The sequence below is a fragment of the Robertmurraya korlensis genome (assembly GCF_023715225.1).
In the GTDB taxonomy this organism is placed as follows: domain Bacteria; phylum Bacillota; class Bacilli; order Bacillales; family Cytobacillaceae; genus Robertmurraya_A.
In genome coordinates this window covers 39,829-56,172 of sequence record NZ_JAMBNS010000010.1, presented here as the reverse complement: position 1 = coordinate 56,172, position 16,344 = coordinate 39,829, and the positions used below count along the sequence as shown (strand labels likewise).

General features: G+C 40.0%; 15 protein-coding genes. 12 read left to right on the top strand and 3 right to left on the bottom strand.

Translation table 11 applies throughout. The annotated features are described in order from the left end of the window. Window positions 1–61: 61 nt before the first annotated feature. The 3 genes from M3175_RS17570 to M3175_RS17560 all read left to right on the top strand — a co-directional run bounded on the left by M3175_RS17570 (window position 62) and on the right by M3175_RS17560 (window position 2,638). A complete protein-coding gene (locus M3175_RS17570; RefSeq protein ID WP_251521803.1) occupies window positions 62–1,483 on the top strand; it encodes a 6-phospho-beta-glucosidase in 1,422 nt (473 codons plus the stop codon). A 125-nt stretch (window positions 1,484–1,608) separates the two neighbouring features. Continuing rightward, window positions 1,609–2,439, top strand: coding sequence for a BglG family transcription antiterminator LicT (gene licT, locus M3175_RS17565; protein ID WP_251521800.1), 831 nt, complete (start codon window positions 1,609–1,611; stop codon window positions 2,437–2,439). Window positions 2,440–2,500: 61 nt separating this feature from the next. Further along, entirely contained in the window at window positions 2,501–2,638 is a 138-nt protein-coding gene (locus M3175_RS17560; RefSeq protein WP_251521797.1) for a hypothetical protein, read from the top strand. A gap of 51 nt (window positions 2,639–2,689) precedes the next feature. On the opposite strand, the gene M3175_RS17555 is transcribed toward M3175_RS17560, so the two are convergent. Together M3175_RS17555 and M3175_RS17550 are read right to left on the bottom strand one after the other, a co-directional pair. After that, window positions 2,690–3,601 carry a TIGR03943 family putative permease subunit gene (locus M3175_RS17555; RefSeq protein ID WP_251521794.1) on the bottom strand — a complete coding sequence of 304 codons (912 nt, stop codon included), beginning with the start codon at window positions 3,599–3,601 and terminating at the stop codon, window positions 2,690–2,692. 13 nt (window positions 3,602–3,614) lie between these two features. Further along, window positions 3,615–4,610, bottom strand: coding sequence for a permease (locus M3175_RS17550; RefSeq protein WP_251521792.1), 996 nt, complete (start codon window positions 4,608–4,610; stop codon window positions 3,615–3,617). 213 nt (window positions 4,611–4,823) lie between these two features. Between M3175_RS17550 and M3175_RS17545 the strand changes: the two genes are divergently transcribed. The 6 genes from M3175_RS17545 to M3175_RS17520 all read left to right on the top strand — a co-directional run bounded on the left by M3175_RS17545 (window position 4,824) and on the right by M3175_RS17520 (window position 10,440). Continuing rightward, window positions 4,824–5,243, top strand: coding sequence for a universal stress protein (locus tag M3175_RS17545; protein ID WP_251521789.1), 420 nt, complete (start codon window positions 4,824–4,826; stop codon window positions 5,241–5,243). Window positions 5,244–5,356: 113 nt separating this feature from the next. Further along, window positions 5,357–5,554, top strand: coding sequence for a hypothetical protein (locus tag M3175_RS17540; RefSeq protein WP_251521786.1), 198 nt, complete (start codon window positions 5,357–5,359; stop codon window positions 5,552–5,554). 33 nt (window positions 5,555–5,587) lie between these two features. Beyond that, window positions 5,588–6,319, top strand: a complete 732-nt coding sequence (locus M3175_RS17535; RefSeq protein WP_251521781.1) for a methyl-accepting chemotaxis protein — start codon at window positions 5,588–5,590, stop codon at window positions 6,317–6,319. 695 nt (window positions 6,320–7,014) lie between these two features. Then, window positions 7,015–7,452: a MarR family winged helix-turn-helix transcriptional regulator gene (locus tag M3175_RS17530; protein WP_251521778.1), complete on the top strand. Its 438-nt coding sequence runs from the start codon at window positions 7,015–7,017 to the stop codon at window positions 7,450–7,452. A gap of 24 nt (window positions 7,453–7,476) precedes the next feature. Beyond that, window positions 7,477–7,875, top strand: coding sequence for a DoxX family protein (locus tag M3175_RS17525; protein WP_251521775.1), 399 nt, complete (start codon window positions 7,477–7,479; stop codon window positions 7,873–7,875). Window positions 7,876–8,100: 225 nt separating this feature from the next. Further along, window positions 8,101–10,440, top strand: a complete 2,340-nt coding sequence (locus M3175_RS17520; RefSeq protein ID WP_251521772.1) for an EAL domain-containing protein — start codon at window positions 8,101–8,103, stop codon at window positions 10,438–10,440. A gap of 44 nt (window positions 10,441–10,484) precedes the next feature. Here the strand turns inward: M3175_RS17520 and M3175_RS17515 are convergent, their stop codons facing one another. Then, window positions 10,485–10,766, bottom strand: a complete 282-nt coding sequence (locus M3175_RS17515) for an alpha/beta-type small acid-soluble spore protein (protein WP_251521769.1) — start codon at window positions 10,764–10,766, stop codon at window positions 10,485–10,487. Between the two features lie 121 nt (window positions 10,767–10,887). On the opposite strand from M3175_RS17515, the gene M3175_RS17510 reads away from it, so the two are divergent. The 3 genes from M3175_RS17510 (at window position 10,888) to uvrA (ending at window position 16,276) form a co-directional block, all read left to right on the top strand. After that, window positions 10,888–11,115, top strand: coding sequence for a CsbA family protein (locus M3175_RS17510; protein WP_119709995.1), 228 nt, complete (start codon window positions 10,888–10,890; stop codon window positions 11,113–11,115). A 294-nt stretch (window positions 11,116–11,409) separates the two neighbouring features. Further along, entirely contained in the window at window positions 11,410–13,389 is a 1,980-nt protein-coding gene (gene uvrB, locus M3175_RS17505) for an excinuclease ABC subunit UvrB (RefSeq protein ID WP_251521766.1), read from the top strand. A 7-nt stretch (window positions 13,390–13,396) separates the two neighbouring features. Next, the gene (gene uvrA, locus M3175_RS17500) at window positions 13,397–16,276 is read left to right on the top strand and encodes an excinuclease ABC subunit UvrA (RefSeq protein ID WP_251521763.1); all 2,880 of its coding nucleotides are present in this window, start codon (window positions 13,397–13,399) and stop codon (window positions 16,274–16,276) included. Window positions 16,277–16,344 lie beyond the last annotated feature (68 nt).

Genomic DNA, 16,344 nt, shown 5'->3' with positions numbered 1-16,344 from the left:
ATGTCAGGAGAAAGGAATACGTTTCCTTTCTCTCCTGCTGTTTTAAGAAAGGGAGGATATTATGGCTTTTCCTCAAGGATTTTTATGGGGTGGCGCAATCGCCGCTAACCAAGCTGAAGGTGCTTATTTAGCAGATGGTAAGGGTTTAACAACGGTAGATTTACTACCAACAGGGGAAAAACGCTGGGAAATCATGTTTGGAAAACTTCCTTCATATGAGCCGTTAGAAGGCGAATTTTACCCTTCGCATGAAGCGATTGATTTTTACAATCGTTACAAAGAGGATATCGCGCTATTTGCAGAAATGGGCTTTAAAGCCTTACGTTTATCAGTCTCTTGGGCGAGAATTTTTCCAAATGGTGACGATGCAGAACCAAACGAAGATGGCCTACAATTTTACGACAATGTGTTTGATGAATTATTAAAATATAGCATTGAGCCCGTTGTAACGATTGCTCACTTTGACGTACCAGTGAACTTGGTGAAAAATTACGGCAGCTGGAGAAACCGCAAGCTTGTTACTTTCTTTGAAAACTATGCGACGACTCTTTTCAAACGATATAAGGAAAAAGTAAAGTACTGGATGACATTTAACGAAATTAATATGCTCCTGCACTTGCCATTCGTTGGAGCCGGACTTGTTTTTGAAGAAGGCGAAGATAAGAAGCAAGTGAAGTACCAAGCAGCACACCATCAATTGGTTGCCAGTGCTTTGGCGGTAAAAGCGGGTCATGAAATCAATCCAGATATGAAAATTGGCTGTATGTTAGCGGCTGGTCAGACGTATCCATACTCTTGTAACCCAGATGATGTGTTTGATGCAATGGAAAAGGATCGTGATTCGTTCTTCTTTATCGATGTTCAATCTCGAGGTAAATATCCTGGTTATGCGAAGAGATTCTTTAGAGACCATAACTTGAACATTGTGATGGAAGCAGGAGATGAAGAGCTTCTTAAAGATCATACGGTAGATTATCTTGGCTTTAGTTACTATGCAAGTCGTACAACAAGTAAAGATCCAGAAATCAACAAGACAACATCTGGAAACGTATTTGGTTCGATTGAAAATCCATATTTAGAGAAGTCTGAATGGGGCTGGACGATTGATCCAAAGGGCTTCCGTATTACAGCGAACCAATTATACGATCGTTATCAAAAACCTCTTTTCGTTGTAGAAAATGGTCTTGGTGCAGTTGACAATCCAGATGAAAATGGTGAAGTGAACGACGATTACCGTATTGAATACTTACGTAAGCACGTGTCTGAAATGTCAGAAGCCATTGAAGACGGTGTGGAAATCCTTGGTTATACGAGCTGGGGTCCAATCGACCTTGTGAGTGCATCAACGGGTGAAATGAAAAAACGCTATGGCTATATTTATGTGGACAAGGACAATGAAGGCAATGGTACATTAACCCGTTCGAAGAAGAAGAGCTTTGACTGGTATAAAGAAGTAATTGCTTCAAACGGGGAAAAACTATAAGTTGGATAAAAGTGGGAAAGCTTCAATTAGCTTTCCTTCTTTTGAATGCCTAAAAGATTTTATAACGCGTACTATTTCCATTATAATAAAAGTAAGAGAACCATAATAAACTTATAGGTGGTCAAATGAAAATAGCCAAAGTGTACAATAACAACGTCATTAGTGCGTTTAATGAAAAAAAGGAAGAGTTAGTGGTTATGGGGAGAGGACTGGCCTTTCAAAAAAAGCCAGGAGATTCTGTAGACGAAGACAAGATTGAAAAGATTTTTGCTCTCAAAAATAATGATATGTCAGAAAAATTTAAAACGCTTTTATATGAAGTTCCGATCGAATATATGGAAGTAACTGAGGATATTATCAAGATTGCTAAAAGTAGACTAGGAAGAAACCTAAACGATAGTATCTATATTTCCTTAACCGATCATATTCACTTTGCGGTCGAGCGTAATCAAAATGGCTACGACATAAAAAATGCTCTTTTATGGGAAATTAAGAGATTTTATAAGCAAGAGTTTGTCATTGGGATGGAAGCCTTAAAGATCATTCAGGAGAAACTTGGGGTTCTTTTACCAGAAGATGAAGCAAGCTTTATCGCCATGCATATCGTTAATGCTGAGCTTAATCAAGAAATGCCGAACGTTGCTAATATCACTAAAGTCATGCAGGATATTTTAAATATTGTTAAATATCATTTTAAAATTGACTTTGACGAGGAATCATTAAATTATTTTCGATTTATTACGCATTTGAAGTTCTTTGCACAACGATTATACAGCAAAACATATATCGAGGATGATGATCCGTTTTTATTCGAAACGGTGCGTGAGAAACATCGAGCAGCTTTTGAATGTACGGAGAAAATTAATGAATATATCGAAAATCAATTTGATTACAGCCTTACGAATAACGAGAAATTATACCTGATTATTCATATACAACGAGTGGTGAACCGTTAATTGCATAATTGAGATTCTACATGGAAAAAATCTAATTATCACCATAGAAAGGGGTACTTAGATGAGCGTGTATGAAAATTTCCCTGTAGCCAATCTAGAGAAAAGCCAATTGGACAAAATTACCTCACTTGAACAGGAATTACGGAAGGAAACCAACGAAAATATCGTGTTAATCGCCTATGATGAAAAAGATGAATAACATAAAAGGAGGGGAGAATGACTAATCGATGCCATTCTCCCCTTTTGTTTATTATAGAATTCTCACATTTAACGGAAATAGATATGGTTCGGATGGTTCCTCAATCGTTTTCCAGTCGGTAATTTTGATAAAAGGCATCTCCGTCCCGTTGTAGGTCGTCACATCAAGTACACCAGTGGCTTCCACCCATGTGTCTTTTTCAAGTGTAGCTGCTTCCTCAAATTGTGTTAAAAACCCGATAATGCTAGCATCTGCTACACAGTGAGTGATCAAGAAACGGGAGATAACGAGCTGATCCTGTTGGAAGCCATCCTCTTTATAAACGAAGCCCTTTAAGGTAATTTCTCTTCCTTTAAAAGTTGCTACGTCCTTACTAATTTCTTCATAGTTTAGATAATACACATAATCATCCATGTTAATCGGGTCACTTTGCTTTAGTTTTTGCACGAGAGAATTCATCTCATCTTGAGAGATTTCTCCATACGGATTTGGAAGGACCTCCGTGTCGGATGATTGAGCTACTTCTTCATTTGTTGACTCATTAGTTGAAGATTTTTCGCTTTTTCCTGTAATCACCGCCATACCACCTTTTTTCTCTGCGATAGAAGAATCGAGTACTTTAGCTGGTATGGTAAAACCCGTTACGAGAGGAAAGGCTATGATCACGTACGAGATGACTTTTTTTAGTGTCATCGGTGTATTTCCATGGTCATGATTGTGATCACAATCATGATTATGACTGCACTCATGGTTATGATGATGGTGATGAGTCTTTTTCTCCCAAATTCGTGTAATTTGGATAAAGAACAAAACAAGGAACAGAACAGATGCAATCTGACTGAGACCGATGTATTTTGGATTAATAAATTTAGTAATCTCACCTGTATAGTGAAATTTAAAAATTAATATGGTGAAAAAAAGCAATATGGCTGCACGTACAGCTTGTTGCGCTTGGAAGACCATCTATAATCCCTCCTTATAAAAAGCTCTGCACGAGCACAATGGATAGAAACACCGTCGTTGCAACAAAGAACAGAACACTAAACACAAATTTTGCACGGAACACACTTAGCATCATAAGCGTGTTTTTTAAATCAATCATCGGTCCGAAAATTAGAAAAGCTAGAACAGATGGTGTTGGAAAAATGCTATTAAAAGATGAGCCGATAAAAGCATCTGCTTCCGAGCAAAGAGATAAAACATAAGCAAGACCCATCATAACAGCAATGGAGGAAAAAGGACCATCTCCTGCTTCCAAAAGGGATTTTGCTGGCATATAGGTTTGAACAGCGGCAGCAAGAAAGGCTCCAAAAATTAAAAATTTTGCCATATCAAAAAACTCATCGATGGAGTGGGTAAGCATCGAGAAGAAACGCTTCGTAAAAGGTTCTTTTTTTCTACTTGCTGTTAGAGTTTCTGTGTTTGTTAAAGCCTCCTTGAATTGATGGCCTCTAAAGAAAAAGCTCACTAGAAACGCAACAATGAGAGCAACCGCAAAGCCAAGTCCCATTCTCCACCCCGCAATGGCCGTGTTATTTCCAAACGCCATATACGTAGATGCAATTACGATCGGGTTAATCAGTGGTCCCGTTAGCATGAAACCAATGGCCGCATATAGAGGAACCCCTTTAGAAACAAGTCGTCTAACAATCGGGACAATTCCACATTCGCAGGCAGGAAACAATGCGCCGACTACACAACTCATGATAATCGCCTTTGTCCTGCTTTGAGGTATCCACCGCTGAATATGTTCTTCAGTTACAAATATTTGAATCACACCTGCAATCAGAACACCAATAAGTACAAAAGGAAAAGCTTCTATTAATATACTTAGAAAAATGGTATTAAGATTTAAAAATGAGGAGGGAAGAACGTCCCCAACGTCTAATTTTAAAGATAGTAGAAGAAAAGCAGCAGCTAATAAAATTAATCCAGTAATATCAAACAGGTTCGTTCGAACAATACGATTCATATGTCCCTCCTATGTATTGGTTAAACCGTAACAATTACGTTTTATATTCTACCTTAAACTATATGGGCTTGTACATGGGAATATGTCACCCTTTTTTGAATGACCTGTATGTGAATAACGAAAAAGGTGCGGTGAGGAACATCACTGCGATAATGAGGTTTTTCACGCATAATTAACATATTAGATTGTTTTTTTAAAGGAGGAGGTCATCGATTGTATAAAAATATCATCTTAGCTACGGACGGATCGGATCATGCGAAAAGAGCGTCAGAAAACGCCATGCATATTGCGAAATGCACTCCAGGATCATTAGTAGAGATTGTTTTTGTTGTTGATGCTGATAAGGTGAAATCAGAAGTGCTGAGCCATTGGAATTCAGCAGACTTAGACGGAAAGCGCAAGGAACGAATACGAGAAGTCGAAAAAATGGCCAGAACATATGAGGTATCCTACAAGGTCACGATTCTTCAAGGTGATCCGGGCCCAGCGATTGTTGAATATGCAAACAATCATCACGCTGACATAATCGTGATTGGCAGCAGAGGATTAAGCGGCTTACAGGAATTTGTTCTCGGAAGTGTGAGTCATAAAGTTGCCAAAAGAGCAAACTGTCCGGTGTTAATCGTAAAATGAGCATCAAGCATGTAAAATGCTTGGTGTTTTTTTGTACCTATGACATATATCACAAAAAGAGATATCTGAATGCGATATGATTTTACTATCATTTTATAAAGGGGCATCTCTATATGTTTAGGTCAATAAGTGAAAACAAAAGATTACAAAGTGAAATAGACTTTTTCAAAGCTAAATATATGAAAGTAAAACAGGAAAATCAGGAGATGGAGAACCGAATGAAAGATTTTTTACATAGTCTGTACAGGGACTTGCTGTCAATAGTGAACCAGCACGAGGTCGTAAATGGACAGCACCATGACCTAGCATAACTCGTTGGAAAAATTAAAAATCGGTTCGATAAGGTGGAAGAAATCAGTCAACACTCTAATCAAATTTCAACCAAGATGCTTGTGATGGGACAGAAGCTGATTGATTCGACGGATGAGATGGTGAGAGAGTCAAAGGAGGGAAGAGAGTCTGTTGGAAGAGTGGAAACGATGATCATAAAGCTTGGGGAGCAATCGAGTCTAGCAGCAAAGAGTATGAATCAATTAAACATACGTTCAAAAGAAATCGAAGACATTGTGAAGGTTATTCATGCCATTGCAGAACAGACCCATTTGCTTGCCTTGAATGCATCGATTGAGGCGGCGCGAGCAGGAGAGCATGGAAAAGGCTTTGCTGTGGTCGCAAGTGAGGTGAGAAAACTGGCGGAAAGCACAGCAAAAAGTACCATGGCCATTGACGCACTCACGAGAAGCATTCAGCAAGAAATTAACAAAGCACTCACCGAAACCCAAACCAGTCTTTCAGTTGTTACTGAAGGAATTCAGCTTAGCACGGAAACAACGGGGAAAATTAATCATATCCTTAAAGTTATGGAGACTGTACAAACCGAAGTAAAATTGGTTCTCTATACCATTCATGAACAAAAAGCGTTTAGTGGTGAAGTTATTGAGGAAATCAGCATGACAAAAGAAGTATTCAATACGGTAAACGAAGCGATTTTACAACATATTGACGATGCTCTCATTGTTGATCAGCGATTGGAAGAAGGAATCATGCAGATTAAGGGAATTGGGAGTGGGGAGTGACCCATGCTGAAGGAGTTTCCTTGTATGCCTTCGGAAAATTGTTGACATTAATCAATTGCATAGTTGCCGCGGACCCTTTAATAATTGGAGAAGCGTAACCAAACAGGTGCATAGGTGCCCGTGGGCCCCAAAAAAACAAGGGAACGGTAACCAAACAGGTGCATAGATGCCCGTGAGCCCAAGAAAAACAAGGGAACGGTAACCAAACGGGTACTTAGATGCCCGTGGGCCCAAGAAAAAAAGGGGAACGGTAACCAAACAGGTGCATAGATGCCCGCGGACCCAAGAAAAACAAGGGAACGGTAACCAAACGGGTACTTAGATGCCCGTGGGCCCAAGAAAAACAAGGGAACGGTAACCAAACAGGTGCATAGATGCCCGTGGGCCCAAGAAAAACAAGGGAACGGTAACCAAACAGGTGCATAGATGCCAGTGAGCCCCCAAAAAACAACTGAACGGTAACCAAAACGACACTTAAATACCCTCAGTTAGCCTTGAGCCGGTATACAAATGCTAAGATGCATCAAAATCTCATTTTTAACAAAACCCAACCATCCAAACCTCATTTCATCAAATAAAATTACCACTACAAAAAAAATTGATACTCGACCATTGACAATATCTCGAATTCATAATATTATTATCTCATATTCAAGATATTTGAATCAAAGATAAAGAGACAAGGGGGTGAGCATATGGATAAGATTTGTTCTAATGAACCTTTTCTGCTCCTCATGCAAACAACAAAGGCAATTCAAGAATGTATAAAGGCTAATGTGACAAAACATGATCTAAGCATAACAGAGTTTTCGGTTCTTGAAGTTCTTTACCATAAGGGGACTCAGACGATTCATCAAGTGGGGAGTAGAATCCTTGTGGCTAGCGGTTCGATGACGTATGTAGTTGATAAGCTAGTACAAAAGGGTTTTTTAGAGCGAAATATTTGTCCAGGAGATCGACGAGCTATTCATATTTCTTTGTCGGATAAAGGGAAAATATTAATGGATGCCCTTATTCCGGAGCATCAAGTACTGATTGATTCCATGTTTGCTTCGTTGGATCATCATGAGGTAAACAGTTTAATAGATGTGCTAAGAAAAACGAAGAAGAAAGTAGAAGAACAATCAAATTGACAAACAACTAGGAGGAATTACAAGATGTTAGATTTAGGTTTATTATTGATTCGTGTCGTTATCGGGTTATTATTTATTGGTCATGGTGCACAAAAATTGTTTGGTTGGTTCGGCGGTTACGGACTGAAAGGGACAGGGGGCTGGATGGAGTCACTTGGATTAAAGCCAGGTGTAACGATGGCTCTTCTTGCTGGGTTAGCTGAGTTGGTAGGAGGATTATTCTTTGCTGTTGGATTCTTAACTCCACTTGCAGGTCTACTTATTGCTGCAACAATGGTCATGGCCATTGTAAAAGTTCACGGTGCCAATGGGTTATGGTCAACAGCAAATGGATATGAATACAACCTAACATTATTAGTTGTAGCGATTGGTGTTGCATTGACAGGTCCTGGAGCATACGCCATCGACGCATTTATTTTTTAAACTATCTCGATTTCAAGAATCATAAATACAAGAAAAAGGCTCTCCTCTAATCAGGTGGGTCTTTTATTCGTAGAATGAATAAATAATCCTTTTTCCCTGCGAAAATAGTAGGATATTACTGTCGAATCATGGTAAAATGGAGTCCACAGTAGCTCAGAAAGAGGCAGTCTACTGAATTTTGCTCTGGGATGAGGGGTTGCTTTGCTTGGGTCTGCCACATTTTATGTGTTCAATTTAAGCGATGTGTTGATTGCTATCTTCATTTCGATAATATGCTGTACATTAGGGGCAGAATTTTGTCGTCGGTTGAAGCTAGAAAATTATGCGCTTACTAGAAGATTATTATACTCGTTAATGCTAGCTTTTACTTTTTGGTTAGCATTGTTATTGGTTTGTTTTTCAATAGAATTACCTTACTCAACAGGGGATATCAATTTATACTTTCAATTAAGCTTTTATTTCTGCTTTATCGGATCTTATATTGCTCTTGGTGTAACGAAGCAGCGACTAAATAGCTCGATTCAATACCTATTTGCAGGACTGTTCATTACGCTTTGTATTTTAGGTACACTGGGCCTTGGTTTTTATCTTCTTTACTCGGACCATCTTGATATTAAGCCGATACTTTCAATCATGACTGCTTTTCTCACATTAGCAACGATGTTTTCCTTGCTTCGATTCCTTATTCAAATAACGAATTCAGATATTTATCAATTTCTGTCTCGTTGGAAGCTTGTTGGAGGTATTCTTGGTGGAGCTGCTTTTGCGGGTATACCTTTTATGGTCGTTGTATCCATGCTGAACCTTGAAGAAATTGGTGCGGGTAATACAGAACCATTGGTTATGCTTTTGCCGTTTACATATAGTGTTATTACAAACCTTGCCTTAATGCTTGTTCCTGACTTATTTGGCGAACGTTTATTGATGCGTAACATTCAATCGTATTTATCGCTATTTAATCATAATCCAGATGCCGTATTTGCCGTAAACTTGTCAGGGAACATCATGCATGCGAATAAAGAAGCTTTTATGCTTACAGGCTATAATCAGGAAGCGATAAAGGGTATGCATTTCAAAGAGCTACTCATCTATGATGAAGAGGAAATTAACCGTTATTTACAAAGTGTTCTTCAAGGAGAAATACAATCGGTAGAAGTAAAACTACAACATCGAGATGGCTTTTTTATTGACGTTAGAATTACGCCTGTTCGAATCATTGTGAAAGAAGAACTGATTGGGGTATATGGAATTGTCCGAGATATTACGGAGAAGACGCATGCCGAGGAGACGATTCGCTACCTTGCCTATCACGATGATTTAACCAACTTACCGAATAAACGGAAGCTTGAAAAAGTCGCAGCAGAGGCGATTGGTGAAAATAAACCTTTTTATCTTTTTTATATTGATTTTGATCGTTTTAAACGGATTAATGATACATTTGGTCATTTTTTCGGTGATAAAATTCTTCAAGAAACCGGGAAAAAACTTGAGGAGCTCATGCCTGAAAATTGTACGATCGCAAGGCTTGGGGGAGATGAGTTTGCAGCTTTACTACCTCATCCAGCAGATTATGATGAGATTGCTCAAAAAATTATTGAAGGGTTTCGCACGCCCATTGTACTAGATGGCTTTGACTTTTTACTTACAGCGAGTATCGGTGTGGCTTACTTTCCAAAAGATGGAGAGTCGATTTTGGAATTATTAAAGGCAGCAGATCTTGCGATGTATCGAGCGAAAAATCAAGGCTCCAATCGATATGTTGTGTATGAAGCGACCATGAAGGAGCAATCACTAAATAAAATAAAGATAGAAAGTGATCTTCGCAGAGATATTGCGAATCGCAAGCTAACGGTGTATTATCAACCGAAATTTGATACGGGTTCAAACCTCTTGGTTGGGTCAGAGGCACTTATTCGTTGGAAACATGAAGAGAACGGATTTATCCCTCCGAGTAAGTTTATTCCTATCGCTGAAGAAAGCAATTTAATTATTGATCTTGAGAGATTTGTGATTACGGAAGTTTTTGAGACGATTGGGGAGTGGAAGCGGAAAGGGATGCCAGTGCCGAGAACTTCTATTAATATTTCCGTCATTCATTTTTACCAAGAAGACTTTGTCGATTTTATTATTAAAAACTTAGCCTCCTATAAGATTGACGGTAGTGATATTGAGATTGAAATTACGGAAAGTGTTATTATGCGTGGAGAGGAACGAGTCAATCGAAATCTGCTTGCCCTAAGAGAAGTTGGGGTTGAAATCAGTGTTGATGATTTTGGTACAGGGTATAGCTCCTTAAGCTATTTGCAGAAGCTATCTGTTGATCGTTTGAAAATTGACCAATCCTTTATCGCTGATTATGAAAGCAATAAAGAAATTATTTCTGCTATCATTTCAATGTCTCATAACCTAAATTTAAAGGTAATTGCGGAAGGTGTGGAAACGTCAAATCAAATCGGTTTCCTGCAAAACATGAACTGCTTTGAGGTGCAAGGTTATTTCTACTCACCTCCCGTAGAGCGTTCTAACTATGAAGATATTTTAACGAAATACGGTGCCGCTAGCTAAAAAATGCCTCTAATTATAGAGGCATTTTTTATTCGTTCGTGTTTTTATTCTGAGGATTGATTTCTCATTCTTTCTTGTGCAAGTCGGACCATTTCTTTGACCATGCTTCCACCAATCTGACCACCGATCTTCCCGGCTTGATGGGAGGTGAGATTTCCGTTATTGCCTCTACTTAGTGGTATATGCATATCCGCTGCCACTTCGTATTTAACTTGATCCGGGTGATCCTTAGACACCACATAACCTCTCTGTTTCATTACATCTGCTTTTAACGAATCTAATGCCTCTCTCGCCTCTGGGATTAATGGACGTCTTTTTCTTGCCATCTTCGTCATACCCCTTTCATTTTTTTCTTAGTATGCACTTTCCTTAAGTGATATACTTGTGCAACAGGAGTTGACGATATATTCTAATAATATAAGTGGGAACAAAGAGGGGTTGAACGAGATGAAGTATGTATTGGGTCTTTTTATCCCTGGTGCTCTCGTTATTTTTTTCACAAGAGTTACATACAGTCATGTAATTGGTTTATTGCTTACAGTTGCATTAATAGCTGCATCGGTTTATAAGGGTTATACCGATTCCTTATCGCTCATTATTGTAGATGCATTGTCATTAACGGTTGGGTTCGCGTACTCGAAGATGGTTCGAGAGAGAGCAAAAAAACGATCGTAGGTAGAAGCTTGTCGATGAAATTTTCGACAAGTTTTTTTATGCGTATTTTACTTATGGAGGGTGTTTGGATCAATTCAATCAAACGTTTGATTGACCTTTTTTCGACTGAGACTGACAGACTTCAACGCTAAAAAGAAAAAACATCGAATATTTGTTCGTATATTATTGGTTTGTTTTCCCTGATTTGTGGTAGAATGATTAATATGAAATTATGGAAATTTGCTCAGCTAGGTCCGTCGAAGCTAGTTACTATAGATGAAATTCTAATTGATACTTTTAATAGGAGGAGTACTTGTGAAGGACCAATTTGAATTAGTCTCAAAATACTCACCACAAGGAGATCAGCCTGCAGCCATTCAAAGGATTGCTGATGGAATACATAACGGTGAAAAACGTCAGACGTTGCTCGGAGCAACAGGGACTGGAAAAACATTCACGATCTCCAATGTGATTAAAGAAGTGAATAAACCGACACTTGTGATCGCTCACAATAAAACACTTGCTGGCCAGCTTTATAGTGAGTTTAAGGATTTTTTTCCGAATAATGCGGTTGAGTATTTTGTTAGCTATTACGATTACTATCAACCAGAAGCGTATGTTCCTTCAACGGATACGTTTATTGAAAAAGATGCTAGCATCAATGATGAAATTGATAAACTTCGTCACTCAGCTACATCCTCTTTGTTTGAAAGAAAAGATGTCATCATCATTGCGAGTGTTTCTTGCATTTACGGTCTCGGTTCTCCTGAGGAATATCGAGATCTTGTACTTTCACTAAGAACGGGAATGGAAATTGAGCGAAATCAGCTCTTGCATCGCTTAGTAGATATTCAATATGAAAGAAACGATATTAACTTTCAGCGCGGAACATTCCGTGTTCGTGGCGATGTGGTCGAGATTTTCCCGGCTTCACGTGATGAGCATTGCTTGCGTGTGGAGCTATTTGGTGATGAAATTGATCGCATTCGAGAGGTTGATGCGTTAACAGGGGAAATTCTCGGAGAAAGAGAGCATGTTGCTATCTTCCCGGCTTCCCACTTCGTTACACGCGAAGAAAAGCTCCTTGTTGCTATAGAAAATATCGAGAAGGAGCTCGAAGAACGTTTAGCGGACATGCGCGAAAATGGAAAGCTTCTTGAGGCCCAACGTTTAGAGCAACGAACGCGTTACGATTTAGAAATGATGAGGGAGATGGGCTTCTGTTCGGGAATTGAGAACTACTCCCGTCATCTAACTCTAAGACCACCTGGGTCAACACCGTATACATTGATCGATTATTTTCCAGAAGACTTCTTAATTGTTATCGACGAGTCGCATGTTACGCTTCCGCAAATTCGTGGAATGTTTAACGGTGACCAAGCGCGTAAGCAGGTTCTCGTGGATCATGGGTTTCGTCTGCCTTCAGCGATGGATAACCGACCATTAACGTTTACAGAATTTGAGGAAAAGATCAATCAAATTGTGTTTGTTTCGGCAACACCGGGACCATATGAGCTTGAACACACACCAGAAATGGTTCAACAAATCATTCGTCCAACAGGATTGCTTGATCCTACGATAGACGTTCGTCCGATTGAAGGGCAAATTGATGACCTCATTGGCGAAATTCATGATCGGATTAAGAGGAATGAACGTGTTCTAGTCACAACGTTAACCAAAAAGATGTCCGAGGATTTAACAGATTACTTGAAAGAAATCGGTATCAAGGTACAATATCTACACTCAGAGGTCAAGACACTTGAAAGAATTGAAATCATCCGAGAGTTACGACTAGGAAAATATGATGTTCTCATAGGGATTAACCTGTTAAGAGAAGGACTCGATATTCCTGAGGTTTCGTTAGTGGCGATTTTGGATGCAGACAAGGAAGGGTTCCTTCGTTCAGAGCGTTCGTTGATCCAAACCATTGGCCGTGCTGCGCGTAATTCACGAGGTCATGTGGTCATGTATGCGGATCGAATGACCAATTCAATGGAGCTCGCTATATCTGAAACGAAACGCCGTCGTGCTATTCAGGAAGAATACAACGAAAAGCATGGCATCACACCGATGACCATTCAAAAAGATATTCGTGACGTCATACGTGCAACACATGCGGCGGAGGACGAGGCAGAGTACAAGACTACAGAAAAGCTTACAAAGCTTACGAAAAAAGAGCGAGATAAGCTGATTGAGGATATGGAGAAGGAAATGAAAGAAGCTGCAAAGGCGCTAAACTTCGAAAGAGCGGCAGAGCTTCGCGATTTAATATTAGAGTTGAAAGCGGAAGGATGACGAATCAATGGCAATGGAAAAGCTCATAGTTAAAGGGGCTAGAGCTCATAATTTAAAGAATATCGACGTGACCATTCCGCGAGATAAGCTCGTCGTACTAACAGGACTTTCAGGCTCGGGGAAATCCTCTCTTGCATTTGATACCATTTATGCAGAGGGGCAAAGGCGGTATGTGGAATCATTATCTGCGTACGCAAGACAGTTTTTAGGGCAAATGGATAAGCCGGATGTGGACACTATTGAAGGACTTTCACCTGCTATTTCAATTGATCAGAAAACAACGAGTCGTAACCCTCGTTCGACCGTCGGAACGGTTACGGAAATTTATGATTATTTACGATTATTATATGCGAGAGTAGGTCGACCGACCTGTCCGAACCACGGAATTGAAATTAGCTCACAAACGATCGAGCAAATGGTCGATCGAATTATGGAGTATCCTGAACGAACCAAGCTCCAGGTACTTGCCCCCATTGTTTCGGGTCGCAAAGGGACACATGTAAAAGTGTTTGAAGATATTAAAAAGCAAGGCTTTGTTCGCGTACGTGTAGACGGAGAAATGCTCGATCTTTCAGACGAAATCGAGCTGGAGAAAAACAAAAAGCATACGATTGAAGTGGTTGTCGACCGAATTGTCGTTAAGGAGGGAGTCACTGCCCGTCTCGCGGATTCCCTTGAAACTGCTCTTGGCCTTGGTGAAGGAAAAGTGATTATTGATGTCATCGGTGAAGAGGAGTTGCTTTTCAGTGAACACCATGCCTGTCCATTATGTGGCTTTTCGATCACGGAGCTTGAACCTCGTATGTTCTCCTTCAACAGTCCGTTCGGCGCTTGTCCCGACTGTGATGGATTAGGATCTAAGCTGGAAGTGGATGTGGATCTTGTTGTTCCGAATAAAGAGTTATCGTTAAAACAGCATGCCATTGCACCGTGGGAGCCAACAAGCTCTCAGTATTATCCACAGCTATTAGAAGCGGTGTGTAACCACTTTGGAGTGGATATGAATATTCCTGTGAAGGATATTCCAAAGCATTTGTTTGAAAAAGTGCTATATGGATCAAAAGAAGATGATATATATTTCCGTTACGAAAATGACTTCGGTCAAATCCGCGAAGGCTATATCCAATTCGAAGGTGTCATTCGAAATGTGGAGCGCCGGTACAAGGAGACAAGCTCTGATTTTATTCGTGAGCAAATGGAAAAGTACATGGCTCAACATCACTGTCCGACTTGTAAAGGCGACCGTCTGAAAAAGGAAACATTAGCGGTGCTAATCAACAACCACCATATTGGGAAAGTGACGTCCTTCTCGATTCAAGAAGCTTATCATTTCTTTGACCATCTCGATTTAACGGAAAAAGAAACAAAAATTGCCAACTTAATTCTTCGTGAAATAAAAGAGCGTCTAGGTTTCTTAATCAATGTCGGCCTTGATTATTTAAATTTGAACCGTGCGGCGGGAACTCTATCTGGTGGAGAGGCACAACGAATTCGGTTAGCCACACAAATTGGTTCGAGATTAACGGGTGTGCTTTACATTCTAGATGAGCCCTCGATTGGTCTTCACCAACGAGACAATGACCGATTAATTGATACGTTAAAAAATATGCGTGATATTGGAAACACTTTAATTGTTGTTGAGCACGATGAAGATACGATGCTTGCTGCTGATTACTTAATTGATGTTGGTCCAGGAGCAGGAGTTCATGGTGGCCAAATTGTTTCTGCTGGAACACCGCAAGAGGTGATGGACGATCCAAACTCGCTAACTGGTCAGTATTTAGCAGGTAAGAAATTTATTCCGCTACCTATTGAGCGGAGAAAAAGTGATGGTAGATACGTTGAGATTAAGGGTGCTAAGGAAAATAACTTGAACAATGTGAACGTAAAGTTCCCACTTGGCATGTTCATTGCGGTAACCGGTGTTTCTGGTTCGGGAAAAAGTACATTGATCAATGAAATACTTCATAAATCATTAGCTCAAAAGCTAAATCATGCAAAAACAAAGCCTGGACAGCATCGTGAAATCAAAGGGATTGAACACTTGGATAAAGTTATTGATATTGATCAATCACCAATTGGTCGAACTCCAAGATCAAACCCAGCGACTTACACTGGGGTCTTCGACGATGTTCGTGATGTGTTTGCAACGACCAATGAAGCGAAGGTTCGAGGGTATAAAAAAGGGCGCTTTAGCTTTAATGTCAAAGGTGGTCGTTGTGAGGCATGCCGTGGGGACGGAATTATCAAAATCGAAATGCACTTTTTACCGGATGTATATGTCCCATGTGAAGTGTGTCATGGCAAACGCTACAACCGTGAAACGCTTGAAGTAAAATATAAAGGCAAGAACATTTCGGATGTACTAGATATGACGGTAGAAGATGCACTCGTTTATTTCGAAAATATCCCGAAAATTAAGAGGAAGCTTCAGACGATCTATGATGTGGGTCTCGGTTATATTACGCTCGGTCAACCTGCTACGACTTTATCTGGTGGGGAAGCGCAAAGGGTGAAACTTGCGTCTGAGCTTCATCGGCGTTCAACTGGTCGCTCGTTCTATATTCTCGATGAGCCGACCACAGGGTTACACGTGGATGATATTTCAAGATTGCTTGTCGTCCTACAGCGCCTGGTGGAAAACGGAGATACGGTGTTGGTCATTGAGCATAATCTCGATGTTATTAAAGCGGCTGACTATATCATCGACCTAGGACCGGAGGGTGGCGATAAGGGTGGGACCATTATTGCGATGGGAACTCCGGAACAAGTTTCAGAAGTACCCCTATCGTATACAGGGAAATACTTAAAGCCGATTCTCGACCGTGACCGTGAGCGAATGAAGAAGCAAATTCAGCAAAAGGAAGAGCAAGTAACTAATGCGTAAATAGTAGGAGCAGTTCCCAATAGGGAATTGCTCCTTTTTGTATCACTCTCTGAAAAATTCATGAAACT

Excerpts from the sequence above, each read along its gene's own strand:
- M3175_RS17510 (WP_119709995.1), top strand. The coding sequence starts at position 10,888 with ATGAAGTATGTATTGGGTCTTTTTATCCCTGGTGCTCTCGTTATTTTT.
- M3175_RS17570 (WP_251521803.1), top strand. The coding sequence starts at position 62 with ATGGCTTTTCCTCAAGGATTTTTATGGGGTGGCGCAATCGCCGCTAAC.
- M3175_RS17515 (WP_251521769.1), bottom strand. The coding sequence starts at position 10,766 with ATGGCAAGAAAAAGACGTCCATTAATCCCAGAGGCGAGAGAGGCATTA.
- M3175_RS17525 (WP_251521775.1), top strand. The coding sequence starts at position 7,477 with ATGTTAGATTTAGGTTTATTATTGATTCGTGTCGTTATCGGGTTATTA.
- licT (WP_251521800.1), top strand. The coding sequence starts at position 1,609 with ATGAAAATAGCCAAAGTGTACAATAACAACGTCATTAGTGCGTTTAAT.
- M3175_RS17560 (WP_251521797.1), top strand. The coding sequence starts at position 2,501 with ATGAGCGTGTATGAAAATTTCCCTGTAGCCAATCTAGAGAAAAGCCAA.
- M3175_RS17550 (WP_251521792.1), bottom strand. The coding sequence starts at position 4,610 with ATGAATCGTATTGTTCGAACGAACCTGTTTGATATTACTGGATTAATT.
- M3175_RS17530 (WP_251521778.1), top strand. The coding sequence starts at position 7,015 with ATGGATAAGATTTGTTCTAATGAACCTTTTCTGCTCCTCATGCAAACA.
- M3175_RS17555 (WP_251521794.1), bottom strand. The coding sequence starts at position 3,601 with ATGGTCTTCCAAGCGCAACAAGCTGTACGTGCAGCCATATTGCTTTTT.
- uvrA (WP_251521763.1), top strand. The coding sequence starts at position 13,397 with ATGGCAATGGAAAAGCTCATAGTTAAAGGGGCTAGAGCTCATAATTTA.
- M3175_RS17540 (WP_251521786.1), top strand. The coding sequence starts at position 5,357 with ATGTTTAGGTCAATAAGTGAAAACAAAAGATTACAAAGTGAAATAGAC.